General features: G+C 44.3%; 17 protein-coding genes. 13 read left to right on the top strand and 4 right to left on the bottom strand.

Annotated elements, in window-relative coordinates; genetic code table 11:
• Positions 1-30: 30 nt before the first annotated feature.
• Entirely contained in the window at positions 31-531 is a 501-nt protein-coding gene (locus ACINLD_RS20220) for a phenolic acid decarboxylase (protein ID WP_026588625.1), read from the bottom strand.
• 236 nt (positions 532-767) lie between these two features.
• Here ACINLD_RS20220 and ACINLD_RS20215 point away from each other — a divergent pair, with 236 nt between their 5' ends.
• The 3 genes from ACINLD_RS20215 to ACINLD_RS20205 all read left to right on the top strand — a co-directional run bounded on the left by ACINLD_RS20215 (position 768) and on the right by ACINLD_RS20205 (position 2,845).
• The gene (locus ACINLD_RS20215; RefSeq protein ID WP_026588624.1) at positions 768-1,874 is read left to right on the top strand and encodes a Rap family tetratricopeptide repeat protein; all 1,107 of its coding nucleotides are present in this window, start codon (positions 768-770) and stop codon (positions 1,872-1,874) included.
• Positions 1,871-2,080, top strand: coding sequence for a hypothetical protein (locus ACINLD_RS20210; protein ID WP_409444219.1), 210 nt, complete (start codon positions 1,871-1,873; stop codon positions 2,078-2,080). Before ACINLD_RS20215 ends, ACINLD_RS20210 begins: the two co-directional genes overlap by 4 nt.
• Before the next feature lie 132 nt (positions 2,081-2,212).
• Entirely contained in the window at positions 2,213-2,845 is a 633-nt protein-coding gene (locus ACINLD_RS20205) for a dienelactone hydrolase family protein (RefSeq protein WP_026588622.1), read from the top strand.
• A gap of 372 nt (positions 2,846-3,217) precedes the next feature.
• Here ACINLD_RS20205 and ACINLD_RS20200 read toward each other — a convergent pair whose 3' ends face one another.
• Positions 3,218-4,285: an NAD(P)/FAD-dependent oxidoreductase gene (locus tag ACINLD_RS20200; RefSeq protein ID WP_026588621.1), complete on the bottom strand. Its 1,068-nt coding sequence runs from the start codon at positions 4,283-4,285 to the stop codon at positions 3,218-3,220.
• Positions 4,286-4,552: 267 nt separating this feature from the next.
• On the opposite strand from ACINLD_RS20200, the gene ACINLD_RS20195 reads away from it, so the two are divergent.
• From ACINLD_RS20195 to ACINLD_RS20175, 5 genes are all read left to right on the top strand, one after another.
• On the top strand, positions 4,553-4,789 hold the full coding sequence (locus tag ACINLD_RS20195) for a YuzB family protein (RefSeq protein ID WP_026588620.1): 237 nt from the start codon (positions 4,553-4,555) through the stop codon (positions 4,787-4,789).
• 158 nt (positions 4,790-4,947) lie between these two features.
• A complete protein-coding gene (locus tag ACINLD_RS20190; protein ID WP_026588619.1) occupies positions 4,948-6,165 on the top strand; it encodes a NupC/NupG family nucleoside CNT transporter in 1,218 nt (405 codons plus the stop codon).
• 122 nt (positions 6,166-6,287) lie between these two features.
• Complete coding sequence (gene dapF / locus ACINLD_RS20185) at positions 6,288-7,142, top strand: diaminopimelate epimerase (protein ID WP_409444215.1); 855 nt, start codon at positions 6,288-6,290, stop codon at positions 7,140-7,142.
• Between the two features lie 76 nt (positions 7,143-7,218).
• Positions 7,219-7,584, top strand: coding sequence for a HesB/IscA family protein (locus ACINLD_RS20180; RefSeq protein WP_026588617.1), 366 nt, complete (start codon positions 7,219-7,221; stop codon positions 7,582-7,584).
• A gap of 94 nt (positions 7,585-7,678) precedes the next feature.
• Positions 7,679-8,158 (top strand): GNAT family N-acetyltransferase, encoded by a 480-nt coding sequence (locus tag ACINLD_RS20175; RefSeq protein WP_026588616.1) that lies wholly within the window; start codon positions 7,679-7,681, stop codon positions 8,156-8,158.
• Positions 8,159-8,438: 280 nt separating this feature from the next.
• Here ACINLD_RS20175 and ACINLD_RS20170 read toward each other — a convergent pair whose 3' ends face one another.
• On the bottom strand, positions 8,439-8,663 hold the full coding sequence (locus ACINLD_RS20170; RefSeq protein ID WP_026588615.1) for a cold-shock protein: 225 nt from the start codon (positions 8,661-8,663) through the stop codon (positions 8,439-8,441).
• Between the two features lie 140 nt (positions 8,664-8,803).
• On the opposite strand from ACINLD_RS20170, the gene ACINLD_RS20165 reads away from it, so the two are divergent.
• Positions 8,804-9,007 carry a DUF2116 family Zn-ribbon domain-containing protein gene (locus ACINLD_RS20165; RefSeq protein WP_026588614.1) on the top strand — a complete coding sequence of 68 codons (204 nt, stop codon included), beginning with the start codon at positions 8,804-8,806 and terminating at the stop codon, positions 9,005-9,007.
• Between the two features lie 35 nt (positions 9,008-9,042).
• Here the strand turns inward: ACINLD_RS20165 and yumC are convergent, their stop codons facing one another.
• Positions 9,043-10,041 carry a ferredoxin--NADP reductase 2 gene (gene yumC / locus ACINLD_RS20160; protein ID WP_026588613.1) on the bottom strand — a complete coding sequence of 333 codons (999 nt, stop codon included), beginning with the start codon at positions 10,039-10,041 and terminating at the stop codon, positions 9,043-9,045.
• A 342-nt stretch (positions 10,042-10,383) separates the two neighbouring features.
• Between yumC and ACINLD_RS20155 the strand changes: the two genes are divergently transcribed.
• The 4 genes from ACINLD_RS20155 to ACINLD_RS20140 all read left to right on the top strand — a co-directional run bounded on the left by ACINLD_RS20155 (position 10,384) and on the right by ACINLD_RS20140 (position 13,110).
• Positions 10,384-11,601, top strand: coding sequence for an NAD(P)/FAD-dependent oxidoreductase (locus tag ACINLD_RS20155; protein ID WP_179115653.1), 1,218 nt, complete (start codon positions 10,384-10,386; stop codon positions 11,599-11,601).
• A 182-nt stretch (positions 11,602-11,783) separates the two neighbouring features.
• Positions 11,784-11,912, top strand: a complete 129-nt coding sequence (locus ACINLD_RS20150) for a YuiA family protein (protein WP_035428456.1) — start codon at positions 11,784-11,786, stop codon at positions 11,910-11,912.
• Between the two features lie 76 nt (positions 11,913-11,988).
• Positions 11,989-12,309 (top strand): YuiB family protein, encoded by a 321-nt coding sequence (locus tag ACINLD_RS20145; RefSeq protein WP_026588611.1) that lies wholly within the window; start codon positions 11,989-11,991, stop codon positions 12,307-12,309.
• Between the two features lie 135 nt (positions 12,310-12,444).
• Complete coding sequence (locus ACINLD_RS20140) at positions 12,445-13,110, top strand: 3D domain-containing protein (protein ID WP_026588610.1); 666 nt, start codon at positions 12,445-12,447, stop codon at positions 13,108-13,110.
• Positions 13,111-13,131 lie beyond the last annotated feature (21 nt).

Below are 13,131 nucleotides of genomic sequence, written 5' to 3'. Positions count from 1 at the left end.
AGCGGCCCCAGCCTCTTGTCTATCCTCTGTTCACACCCGTTTTCCTGCACGGATGTCATCCGTCATTCCGGGGTAGGGCGCTTTTGAAATAAGCTCTTCATTATCGATGCCGGCGTTCTCCATAAACGTAATGTCGGCAAATTCAGGTACGACATATTTTGGATATGTCTCATATTTTTCGCGTGATTCCTCCATTAAGTCAATATGGTCATTTTGAAAGCAAACCGTGATGTCAGGACGTTCGTGCACCCATTTTGGGAAGAAGATGATGCCGTGCATCCGCTTTTCCTCCGGCATAAAGTTTAATGAAACATCAGTGCCTGTCGGCTCGGTCCAGGATACTTTATAGACGCCGTCAGTCAGTTTGACGATATTTGTTTCCTGATCGCGGACCCAGCGGCCCCCCACCATTCCGCTGTGAATACGGTAGTCGATGGTATGATCATTTTTGATATAGATCTCATATTCCCAGCCGTTTTCATAAGTATAAATCATATGACTTCCAACAAAATCTTTTACATCTTCATTCATTAAAATCTCTCCTTTATTGTAAACTTAAACATGTTTATATTTACATATATAATTATAGATTTTTCGCGGATAAAATTCAACTCACAGACGCTTTTGTCAAAATGGAGGTGAAATAAAAGGATTTTAGGAAATTATGCTAATATTTAGAAAAATACATTGTCAAAAAATGAGTGATTCTGTAAAATGAAAAGCAACCCATAAAAAGGAAAAAATCGAAGGGAAGGAATGATAATCGGTTGAAGACAAAAATCGCATACGAAGAAGTCGCGAAAATGCTGAATCAATGGTATGTCATGATTAAGCGCCACGAAATATCCCAAGCGGTCTCCATAAAACATGAGATTGAACACCTGCTGCCATATATGGAAGAAAATCAGGATTTGCTGCTCTATTTTAATCTGCTCGACTACCGCCATAAATTGGTAACGGAAGAATTTGCCGCTTCCAACAGGCTTTTTGAGGACATCCAGTATCAAAAAGCCGATATGCAAAGCACCGATGACATGATTGAATATTATTTTTTCTTTTTTGCCGGCATGTACGAGTTTCATAAGAAGGACTACACAAATGCCATCAATTACTACAAAATGGCTGAGGACAAGCTTAGAAAAATCCCCGATCAAATCGAAAACGCCGAATTCCATTACAAACTGGCCATCGCCTACTATCAAATCAAACAAAATTTCTTCTCCTTGAACCATGCGAAAACAGCTTTAAAAACCTTCAAAATGCATGATGATTACATCCAAAAAGCGATCAGCAATGAAATGCTCATAGGTGCGAACAAACTCGATTTATTTCGCTTTGACGAAGCTGAACAACATTATAAGCAGGCGCTTAAAGATGCTGAACTGATCAAGCACCATGTCCTCATCGGAATGGCGCATCACAACTTGGGGTTAAGCTATTTTAACCGCGATCTCCTCACCCTGGCGGAAAAGCATTTCATAGAAGCCCTCTGTTTAAAAGAGCATGAGGAATCGGTTTACGGCATTCATTCAATGTTTGAATTGACCCACGTCCTGTACAAAGCGGGCCGCTTTCATGAAGCGCGCGAATGGTTTGAAAAAGGATTTTCCCGCGCGAAAAAAGCAGGAGAAAGGGAATATTTGTCGAAATTTAAACTTATACATGCTCTGTATGATGAACAAAATCCACTGATCGTCGAAAAAGCTTTAGAATACCTCAAAACAATCAATCTTTGGACGGATATAGCGGAATTAACACTGGACGCTGCGCTTTTCTATAAAAAAAATGGTGATGCAGACAATGCTGCCGGATATTTTGAAGAGTCTCATCATGCAAGAGACCAAATTCTTAAAAGAACGGAGGAGATAAAGTGAAAAAGATCATTGCCGTTGTTTCAACGGCCGTTTTCGCCAGCCTTGTCGTTTTGAGTTTTGCGTCTCAGGCAAGCAACAACGCCGAGTTGGCGGGACGTGCCATTTTTCTTGATCAAGCGTCCGCAAAGCTGATGGCGGGAAGAGCGATCTTCCTTGACAGCTATCCCGGAACATCGCTTGCAGACAAATCTTCTGCATTAAGCTGACAAGCTCGATCGGACAAGTCTCCCCCAGACTCGTCCGCACACTGCCATCCATTTTATAATGGCGCCATGATCGGCGCCTTCTTTTTTTGGAGCTTATGAAGCCAGCTCACATAGAAATGAAGGAGTCAGAGGATGATACATATTCAGAAGAATTCAGAGCAGGCGATGATCGTATTACATGAAATATACGGGATCAACCGGCATATGGAAGATGTTTGCCGCTCGCTTTCCCACCGCGGGTTTGATGTCATCTGTCCGAATTTATTAAATCAGGAAAAACCATTCGATTATATGGAGGAGAAAGCCGCCTATCTTCATTTTATGGAGAACGTCGGTTTTGCGGGTGCTGCCCGCAAAATCAAAGTGTTGATATGTCATTTGAAAGACCAATATCAAAAGATCATACTGGTCGGGTTCAGCGTGGGAGCGACTTTAGCCTGGCTGTGCAGCGAAGAGAAACACGTCAGCGGGGTTGTCGGATATTACGGCTCCCGTATTAGAGATTACTTGGACATATCGCCTGCATGCCCTGCGATGCTTTTCTTTCCGGAAAAAGAGAAGTCTTTTGACGTCGACGAAATTATTGCAGTCCTGGAAGCAAAATCTGTTAAAGCGTTCAAGCTGAAAGGAGCGCATGGATTTAGCGACCCTTATTCAGTCAATTACAACAGCGATTCTTCACAGATTGCATACGAGGAAATGATGGACTTTTTAAAACAATGGCGGATGGTTGAGAAGATAGAACAGGTCACTTTGTCTGACTAAACTTTGATTCTGCCAAAATTACGATATCATGTAGAAGCGTGATATCCATTATGAATCATTTTTGTGGATAAAGTCTATTATATAGGACAACAAGGCAAGAACTAAACGGACCGTATAAGCAGCACCCCCCTTTATAGGGAAGTGGAGAGCCAAAATTATTTTACAAAAACACTCTCAGGATACCGAGAGTGTTTTTTTATGATATTAATAAAACAAGCCCATCCTGACAGATGAACTTGTTCCGGTCTGAAAATACATATTTCTGTCATGTGATGCCAGAAAGTACAACATTTTTCTCAGCGAAAACTCAAATCGGAAAGCCCTTGATATATCAAGGGTTCGCAGGAGAAGCGCACGACGGCTCTCGAAACCCTATCCATTATGATGCTTATACATCCAAAGCAGTCCCGATTTCAACAGGCGCGGTACTCGGCCGATCAGCGGCCTGTCAGCGACCAGTCCGAAGCCGGCTTTCTTGCCGAGTGAGCCGAGTACGCCTTTCAGTTTGAATTTTGGCATCTCTTCCGGGAGAGGCTCGCCTTTCCAGCGCCATTCCAGAACCTGAACGATCTGCTCCGCCTGTGCTTCGGCAAGCTGTGCACTTGGTGCGTGAGGAAGGCTTGCACAATCTCCAACGACATAGACGTGTTCGTCGACAGGCAGATTGTGGTGCGGTGTTAAGACGACGCGGCCTTGCGCGTCCTTTTCCACATCAAGCTCGCGGACGACTTGATTCGGCTGGATGCCCGCTGTCCAAACGATCGCATCCGCTTGAATCGGATCGTCATGGTTATAGACGATACCTTGCTCCACTTTCGTAATATTCGCACAGTTAATAATCTTGACGCCGTGCTCTTCAAACCAGCTTTGAACATATTTGCTCAGCCGCTCAGGGAAGCTTGACAAAATGAATTCACCGCGGTCGAAAAGAATAATGTTCAAGTCTTTTCTGCTCTCTCTCAATTCGCTCGCAAGTTCTACACCGCTCAGTCCCGCACCGACGATCGCAACGGTTGCTTCCGCGTTTAAGTTGTTGAGCGCCTGATAAGTGTGGCGCGATTGATCGATCGTCTGGATGCTGTATGTGTGTTCAGGAGCACCAGGCACATTGTGATATTTATCTTCACAGCCGAGTCCGATGACTGCATCATCATAAGAAATCGGCTCTCTGTCATGAAACAAAACCTTTTTTTGCTCAAGGTCAAGACCGGAAATATCGCCGTATTCCAGCTTTAATTTAGGGTGATCCGGGAAGGATACTCTGATATGATGATCAGAAATCGTTCCGGCAGCAAGTGCGTAATATTCGGTTTTTAAACAATGGTAAGGGTTTCTGTCAATTAAAGTGATCATCACATCATCAGGCAGCTGATTTGGCAATAATCGATGGATGACGCGCATATTTCCGTAGCCGCCGCCGAGCAGGACTAAATTTCTCATTGCTAATTCCCCTTTTCCCCTCAGATTCAGAAACTGATCTATTGCAAAAATAAAAAACTATGAAAATACCCTCTAGAATTATATCTAATTTGATGTAAAATCACAATATTTCTCGGAAAAATAACCTACACAAACACCGCTTTGGCACAATTAGTAAAACTCTTTAAAGTATTAATATGTTACAAAAGCTTTATCAAGCAAATGAATACTTTGACTATTCAAAGGAGATTAGGGTACGATAAAAAAGATAATGAGAGGTGAGAGAACGTGTTTCCAATTGTTGAATTTTGCGTCAGCAATCTTGCCCAAGGTTCCCAGGAGGCAAAGGAAATTTTGGAAAAAGATCCGAATTTGGACGTCGTTGAATACGGCTGCCTGAGTTACTGCGGTCAATGTATGCAGACAATGTTTGCTCTTGTGAACGGTGAAATGGTTTCAGGGAATAATCCGGCTGAATTGGTCGAAAATATATATGAGTTCATTGAGGAAAATGAAATGATATAAGCGGGGTCATGCGAATGATCCCGTTTTTTTATCAGCCTAAACCCTCATTTGAAAGGGTTTACATAAAAAGAGAAAAAATTCTTAAAAATTTTTGTGGACAGGCAAAAAATTAATTGTTATCTTAATAAAAGTTTAAAAAATAATAAGAGGTGTGGTCATTGAACATATTATGGGGACTTCTTGGAATTATTGTCATTTTCGCGATTGCGTTCTTGCTTTCAGAACATAAAGGCAGAATTAATGTAAGAACGATTTCCATCGGTTTGGCGATCCAGCTCCTGTTTGGCTTTATCGTACTGAAATGGGAAACCGGGCGGGAGGCGTTTCTTTGGTTTACGAAAGCTGTGCAAAACCTCGTGAATTATGCGAATGAAGGTATCAGTTTTCTTTTCGGACCTCTATTAAAAGTGGGAGACAGCGCTGCCTTTGCTCTCAGCGTTCTACCCGTTATCATCTTCTTTTCATCGTTGATTGCCGTTCTTTATCATCTGAAAATCATGCAGGCGATCATCCGGTTTATCGGCGGAGGATTGTCCAAGCTTCTTGGAACGAGCAAAACAGAATCACTTTCAGCAGCGGCGAATATTTTTGTCGGGCAGACCGAAGCTCCATTGGTCATTAAGCCGTTTATTGCCAAACTGACAAAATCTGAGCTGTTTGCGGTTATGACAGGCGGACTGGCTTCAGTTGCCGGCTCTGTTTTATTCGGCTACGCCCTTTTGGGAGTTCCTCTTGAATACTTGCTGGCGGCGAGCTTTATGGCTGCACCGGCAGGATTGATTATGGCAAAAATGCTGATTCCGGAAACGGAAAAATCGATGGCTTCATCTAAGGATATTCAAATGGCTGAAGACGAAGATGCTGCAAATGTCCTCGACGCCGCGGCAAAAGGGGCATCAACAGGTTTGTCGCTTGCTTTGAATGTCGGCGCCATGCTTCTGGCGTTTGTTGCCTTGATCGCCGTTTTAAACGGAATTCTCGGAGGAATCGGCGGATGGTTCGGCTTTAAAGGCCTGTCTCTCGAATTCATACTCGGATATATTTTCGCGCCGCTCGCATTTGTCATCGGTGTCCCTTGGGATGAAGCCGTTCAAGCCGGGAGCTTCATTGGTCAAAAACTCGTCTTAAACGAATTTGTTGCTTACTCCAATTTTGCGCCGGTAATGGAGCAGCTTTCTGCGAAAACCGCTTCAATTATCAGCTTTGCCCTTTGCGGATTTGCCAACCTGTCTTCGGTTGCGATTTTGCTAGGTGGGCTCGGAGGAATGGCGCCAAACCGCCGTTCTGACATCGCCCGTCTCGGTTTAAAAGCCGTAGCGGCCGGAACATTGGCCAACCTTTTAAGCGCGGCAATCGCCGGAATGTTCATCGGATAAATGATAAAAGCTCCCTGCAATATCGCAGGGAGCTTTTATGTATGAAAAACGGGGGATATTCGTATTGTGTCCATCCCGTTCAGCTTTTATACTAAAAGAAATAAAAAAAGTTGGAGGCCGCGATGAATTTTTTTCGTTTTACTAAAATGCACGGTTTAGGAAACAGTTATATATATGTCAATCAATTTGAAGAAAATCTTCCGGAAGAGCTTCTGCCGGATCTTGCTGTCAAAGTTTCTTCGGTCTACACGGGCATCGGCTCGGACGGCATGATTCTGATTTGCCCTTCTGAAAAGGCACCGGTTAAAATGCGGATTTTCAACAGCGATGGATCGGAAGGGAAAAACTGCGGAAACGGTTTGCGCTGTGTCGCCAAATATGCGTATGAGCATAACCTGGTAAAGGAAACGTCTTTCTTAATTGAAACATTATCAGGCCTCGTGACGGCAGAAGTCGAAGTGAGAGACGGGAAAGTGGTTTCAGCGACAGTTGACATGGGCGAACCTCGCCTTTTGAAAGCGGATATGCCAATGCTCGGGGAAGAGCAATCGCAAACGGTCAATGAACAGATGACATTCGCCGGACATGACATGAAAGGAACGGCTGTATCAATGGGCAATCCCCATATTGTTTTTTACTTGGACAATATTGAAGAAGCACCGCTTACGACATTGGGTCCGGTGATTGAAAAAGACGAGAGATTCCCCGAAGGTGTCAATGTAGAGTTTGTGGAAGTGGAAAACGCGCAGGAACTGCATTTCCGCGTTTGGGAAAGGGGCTCAGGCATTACCCAGGCGTGTGGAACAGGCGCCTGTGCGGCCGCGGTTGCCTCCATTCTGAACGGCTTTTCCGAAAGAGAAACCGACATTACCATCCATCTTGCCGGAGGGGATTTGATCATTAACTGGCAAAACGACGGCCGCGTCATGATGACGGGTCCGGCGGAAACGGTTTGTGAAGGCGTATATTACATTTGAAGACAGTCTGTTTGAGAAATGCGGGATTCACATTTATAATAAAGGTACACATGACAGCTGAAGGAGGTGCTTTGTCATGAGTGAAAAAACGATCACGCTTACGGAAGCGGCCGCCATTCATATTAAAGATATGATGAAGGAGCATGAAGAGGAAAATGCTTTCTTAAGAATCGGTGTAAAAGGCGGCGGATGCAGCGGCCTTTCCTATGGCATGGGCTTTGAACACGAAAAAAATGAAGATGACAATGAATTTGCCCAGCATGGGATCACGATGCTGATTGATCAAGAAAGTCTTGATATTATGAACGGAACGGTTATCGATTTTAAACAGTCCATGATGGGCGGAGGCTTTACGATCGACAACCCGAACGCCATCGCATCATGCGGCTGCGGCTCATCATTCCGCACGGCGGTAAACGCCGGTACGCCTGAAGAATGCTGATATACGCGGGTAAAACAACGCCTTTCTCATCGTTTTTGTGAGAAAGGCGTTGTTGTGATATGAAAAGCTTTTATTGCGACTAGGGGGTAAAGACGTGAAGGTTATCCCGGTGAACGAATTGCCAAAAGGGACTGTAACGGAATTTTTTTGCCTCCATTGGGGCAGCCCTGAAATGGTGAATTCAAATGGAACATTTCAATGCGATGAATTGGAAGGGTATGCTGTTTTAGATGAAACGGGCAAAATAGCAGGTCTGATTACTTATATCATCGAAGAAAACGAGTGTGAAGTCGTCTCTTTGGACAGCACTATTGAAAATAAAGGGATTGGCTCGGTTCTTTTAAAAGAAGTCGAACACGTTTCCGAACAAAAGCAATGCAGCGTGGTGAAGCTGATCACCACCAACGATAATATACGCGCCCTGGAATTTTATCAAAAGCGGGGCTATGTATTCAGAGAGCTCTATGTGAATGCGGTGGAAAAAGCAAGGAAAATCAAACCGGAAATTCCCCTTACGGCGGATAACGGCATTCCAATCCGCGATGAAATCCTGTTGCTGAAAAGCTTGGCATAAAAAAAGAAAGTGATTTAAAAGCACCCTGCCTTAATAACCCGAAGTGCGGAACATAACCATCCCTCATGCTCATTTTGCCCAGCCGCACCCCGACGGCTGGATTTTGGCAAATGAACATGACAATCCCAATTGTATGATGAATAGCAACATCTTCTTTTCATACAGGGGGATGGAATCGAAGTATGATTGGACAGTCAGGCGAAAACATAAATATGCGGGAAATCAAAGAATTGATTAAAGAAAGGCATCCACCTCGCTTGGTTTCAGCAAGGGAGTATTTCTATTTTTGATTAAACAGACGATGGAGGTTGCTCGTATTGTTGGCGATTGAGGTTAAATAACGGCTTCCGCTCACCATTTCCTGATTGCAAAGAGGGCATAAAGGACGTTCACTGCTCGTGAAGTTTTTTCTCATCCAGCCGTTGCATTCCTCTGCTGTGCACTCCCAAGTGCTGATATCTTCCTTGGGCAAAGGTTCTTGATTTCGGTTGTTGTAGTAAGACATACCGTCACTTCCTAACAAAGGTTTTTATTCATTTTAAGGATATTTTGTGAATCCTAAGACATTCTATTCGTTTATTTGTTATTCTATTCTGGACAAGTTCTTTTAGGAACAAAAGCCCATCAGGGAAAAGGGGGCCCATCATGGAAGAAAGAATCAACTGCAAAGCATGCGGTCAGCTTATTCCATACAGCTCAAAAGTATGTGAAGCGTGCGGATGCGAAAGCCCGCTTCCTCAATCACAAAAAATCAAAGACAGGATGATCCTGACTGTAGCAGGAATGGTTGCGATTTTAACGATCGTGCTGATTTTGGGAACGCTATTTTCATATATGAATGTCTTTTGACAAAAGGAGCCTTTTCTGTAAGGCTCCTTTTTGTTTTATTTGTTCTCAAACATGCTCGTCGAATGAAGAGGCTGAACGCGGGCTTTGGGATCCATATAAGCTTTTGCGTTGTTTACCGCGGTCGGAGCTTCTCCAAATCCGCTTGCGATCAGCTTGACTTTTCCTTCATATGTGCAGATATCACCGGCTGCATAAAATCCTTCAATATTTGTCTCCATCGTCGATTTGACAACGATCGAATTTTTCTCGATCTCGAGCCCCCAGTTTTTGATCGGTCCGAGGGATGAAACAAATCCGAAGTTGACGATGACGTCATCGACATCAATGACTTCTTTTCTTTCTCCTTTGACTTCCTCAATGACGATCTGCTCTATTTTGTTTTCGCCGATCAGCTCTGTCGGCACAAACGGCGTCAGCACGTTGACTTTGGAATTTCGGAGGTTTTCGACGCTGTGTTCATGGGCGCGGAATTTGTCGCGGCGGTGAATGATCGACACCTCTTTTGCAATCGGTTCAAGCATCAGCGCCCAGTCTACAGCTGAGTCCCCTCCGCCCAGCACTGCAACGCGTCTGCCGGCGAATTGATTCAGATCATCGATGAAGTAATGAAGGTTCGCGTTTTCAAATTGAGCCGCGGATTCAAGTTCAAGCTTTCTCGGCTGAAACGCGCCGTTACCGGCTGTAATAATGACAGTTTTCGAATAGTGAACTTCTTTGTTTGTGACAAGCTTAAATATGCCGTCGGCTTGCTTTTCCACGCTTTCGACAGCCTGTTCAAGGCAAACGGTCTGTTCAAATTTGGCCATTTGCTCCTTTAAGTTGTCGACAAGCTCCTGGGCGCGGATTTTAGGGAAGCCGGCAACATCATATATGTATTTTTCCGGATATAAAGCGGACAGCTGGCCTCCGAGCTGCGGCAGGCTTTCGATGATTTTGACGCTCGCCTGTCTCATTCCGCCGTAAAACGCGGTGAACAGGCCGACCGGGCCGCCTCCGATAATCGTAATATCATATACTTTTGAGTCTTCACGCATGAAAATAATGCCCCCTAAATGAAAATTGTTCTTAATTATATCATATCACATAAAATAAATACGAGTATGTCTGTTGTTTTTCAGCGGTCAAAACCGCTTTTCGCCGGCGGCATATCGAATCTTGAAAAACCAATTCTGAATCGCTATGATGTAGTTGTGAACATTTCATAAATGTTTTATGAATTTTTTTTGTCAATCAGTTGGAAAGCGATCCGTTTTTGGACGGATCTAAAGTGAAGGGTTTCACAATCTTTTTTTCATAAAAAGCCGGAGAGAGGGCGAAAATAACCCAAAGGCTATTTTTATCCGGCTTAGCAGTAAAATATAGAAAAGGTGGATGTGATTCCGTTGAATAAGCCAAAAGTAGTAGTGTTAGGTGCAGGTTACGGTGGATTAATGACTGTGACGCGACTTGTCAAAAAAATCGGCATCAATGAAGCGGACATTACGCTTGTCAATAAGCACAACTATCATTATGAAACAACATGGATGCACGAGGCAAGCGCAGGCACGCTTCATCACGACAGGTGCCGCTATCAAATTAAAGATGTCATCAACACATCCCGCGTCCGTTTTGTTCAGGACACGGTGAAGAAAATCAATAAAGAAGAAAAAAAGGTCGTTCTGGAAACCGGCGAGATTGCATACGACTACCTTGTCGTTGCCTTGGGAGCCGTTCCTGAGACATTCGGCATTTCGGGATTAAAGGAATACGCTTTCCCGATTTCAAACATCGATTCCTCCCGCCAGCTTCGGGAGCATATTGAATACCAGTTTGCGACATACAACACAGAAGCCGAAAAGCGCCCTGAGCGTCTGACGATTGTTGTCGGAGGCGCAGGTTTTACTGGAATCGAATTTTTAGGTGAGCTGGCCAACCGCATTCCCGAATTGTGCAGGGAATACGATATTGACCGCCAGCAGGTCCGCTTGATTTGCGTCGAGGCCGCACCGTCCGCCCTCCCTGGTTTTGACCCCGAACTTGTCGATTATGCGGTCAATTTCCTTGAAGGAAAAGGCGTCGAATTCAAAATCGGAACAGCCGTAAAAGAATGCAAACCAGACGGCATCATTGTCGGAAAAGATGACGAGACCGAAGAAATTAAGGCCGGAACGGTGGTGTGGGCTGCCGGTGTCCGAGGAAATCCGGTGATTGAAGAATCGGGTTTTGAAAATATGCGCGGCCGTGTCAAAGTCAAGCCGGATCTTCGGGTTGACGGCCATGATGAGATTTTTGTCATCGGTGACTGCTCGCTTGTCATCAACGAAGAAACCGATCGTCCATATCCGCCGACAGCGCAAATTTCCATGCAGCAGGGAGAGACTTGTGCGGCAAATATTGCGGCGTTGATCCACGGCAAAGAAACTGAAACATTCACGTTCGATAATAAAGGATCTGTCGCTTCGCTTGGCGAACACGATGCAATCGGCATCGCTTTCGGCAAAAAAATGACCGGTACAAGTGCTTCCTTTATGAAGAAGATGATCGACAACCGTTCGCTCTTCATGATCGGAGGACCGGGGCTCGTCCTGAAGAAAGGGAAATTTAAATTTTTCTAAGAAGCTTGCAGCATGTGCTGCGGGCTTTTTATTTCCGATCAAAAACTTCAAAAATGAAAGAAAACGGAAGAAAGCCTTGTTTTTAAGCGCTTACATGAAATATTCCGTTATATTTTCTGACTTTCTCATTGACAATCTTCATGATATTATTATCTGAAAATTAAGAAAAAGGTGTGTGTGTGATGAAGACTTCTTCAACTAAGCAGCGCTCAGAAACCTGCACATTTTGTTCAGGCAAAGGTTATTTTCAGCTTCTGCTCGGCGGTTCGGAAACGTGCAGCCACTGCCAGGGGACCGGAAAAGACCGCTGAATCAAGACTTTCCAATGATTGACTCAAGCTCCTTCTCCAATGTACACTAAAAGAGGTTACTTGGGGGTGGAAGGCTTTGATCAGTTTACCAGTTGTCATCATATCAGTTGTCTTGTTTTTCGTCTTGTTTTTCGGAATCGGTTTTTTGCTGAACATGCTGCTCAGGATGTCGTGGATCATGGCTGTCATTTATCCGATTGTATGCCTTTTCATTGTCAATAAGGAAAAATTAATTCGCTATGTGGAGACGCCCGGAGAGGCGTTTTCCGGACTTTTTGACAGGGTGGCTTCATTGGCTGCGGCGGACATTATTATTTTAGCAAGCGGGATGGCCGGGGCCCTTTTGTCAGGAGTCACGATCAAAGCTTTGCGAAAAAGAGGATACCAAATGTTTTAACCTTCTTCTTTTTGCTGAAGAGGGTTTTTTGGTGTGAATTTTCCCAACTTTCTTGAAATTATCTCGCCATCTGAATATTTCCGCCCACTCTTGGAAACAACTAGATGGTGAGAGGAGTGGGAAGATTTGAGAAAAGTGATAACAATGTGCAGGCGCTTTTTGATGACGATATTGTTCGTCCTGGCTTTCATGACGACTTTCTTTGCCGTATCAGGCGTCGAAGCAGAGGATTTATCAAACTGGGCAAAAGAACGGGACCTGTCCCTTAAACAATTGGGGCTAACCTTTAAATCACTTCCGAAAGAAAGGGCGGAAAAGACGTCTTTGTCTGCCGCCAAGCAAATTAAAAACAAACCGAAAAAACTTGAAGACGCATTTGACTGGAGTAAATATCCGAAACAAAAAGTCACGGCAACAGGCTATACCGCAGGGGTTGAATCGACTGGAAAACAGCCTCACGATCCTGAGTACGGGCTTACATATTCAGGAGTCAAAGTGAAAAGAGATTTATATTCGACCGTTGCAGCGGACCCGAACGTGTTTCCGATCGGAACGATTTTGTTCATTCCCGACTACGGCTACGGCGTGGTCGCTGATACGGGATCGGCGATTAAAGGGAACAGGCTGGACCTGTATTATGAAACGGTTGAAGATGTCTATAATGAATGGGGAAAGAAAACCCTTGATGTCTATGTCATTAAAAAAGGGGACGGCTCCGTGACCGAAGAGGATCTCATGAAGCTGAATGAAAACAAATCGATGCAGGTATTCAGGCAAAAATATAAAATGGCGAAAGAATAAGCAAAAAAACGTTTAAGTCCG

This window comes from Bacillus sp. z60-11, from assembly GCF_046464135.1.
GTDB lineage: Bacteria > Bacillota > Bacilli > Bacillales > Bacillaceae > Bacillus > Bacillus sonorensis_A.
The sequence above is the reverse complement of the archived record's forward strand: the minus strand, read 5'-3'. Positions and strand labels throughout refer to the sequence as shown.

Excerpts from the sequence above, each read along its gene's own strand:
- ACINLD_RS20220 (WP_026588625.1), bottom strand. The coding sequence starts at position 531 with ATGAATGAAGATGTAAAAGATTTTGTTGGAAGTCATATGATTTATACT.
- ACINLD_RS20205 (WP_026588622.1), top strand. The coding sequence starts at position 2,213 with ATGATACATATTCAGAAGAATTCAGAGCAGGCGATGATCGTATTACAT.
- ACINLD_RS20200 (WP_026588621.1), bottom strand. The coding sequence starts at position 4,285 with ATGAGAAATTTAGTCCTGCTCGGCGGCGGCTACGGAAATATGCGCGTC.
- dapF (WP_409444215.1), top strand. The coding sequence starts at position 6,288 with ATGAATTTTTTTCGTTTTACTAAAATGCACGGTTTAGGAAACAGTTAT.
- ACINLD_RS20180 (WP_026588617.1), top strand. The coding sequence starts at position 7,219 with ATGAGTGAAAAAACGATCACGCTTACGGAAGCGGCCGCCATTCATATT.
- ACINLD_RS20170 (WP_026588615.1), bottom strand. The coding sequence starts at position 8,663 with ATGTCTTACTACAACAACCGAAATCAAGAACCTTTGCCCAAGGAAGAT.
- ACINLD_RS20165 (WP_026588614.1), top strand. The coding sequence starts at position 8,804 with ATGGAAGAAAGAATCAACTGCAAAGCATGCGGTCAGCTTATTCCATAC.
- yumC (WP_026588613.1), bottom strand. The coding sequence starts at position 10,041 with ATGCGTGAAGACTCAAAAGTATATGATATTACGATTATCGGAGGCGGC.
- ACINLD_RS20150 (WP_035428456.1), top strand. The coding sequence starts at position 11,784 with ATGAAGACTTCTTCAACTAAGCAGCGCTCAGAAACCTGCACATTTTGT.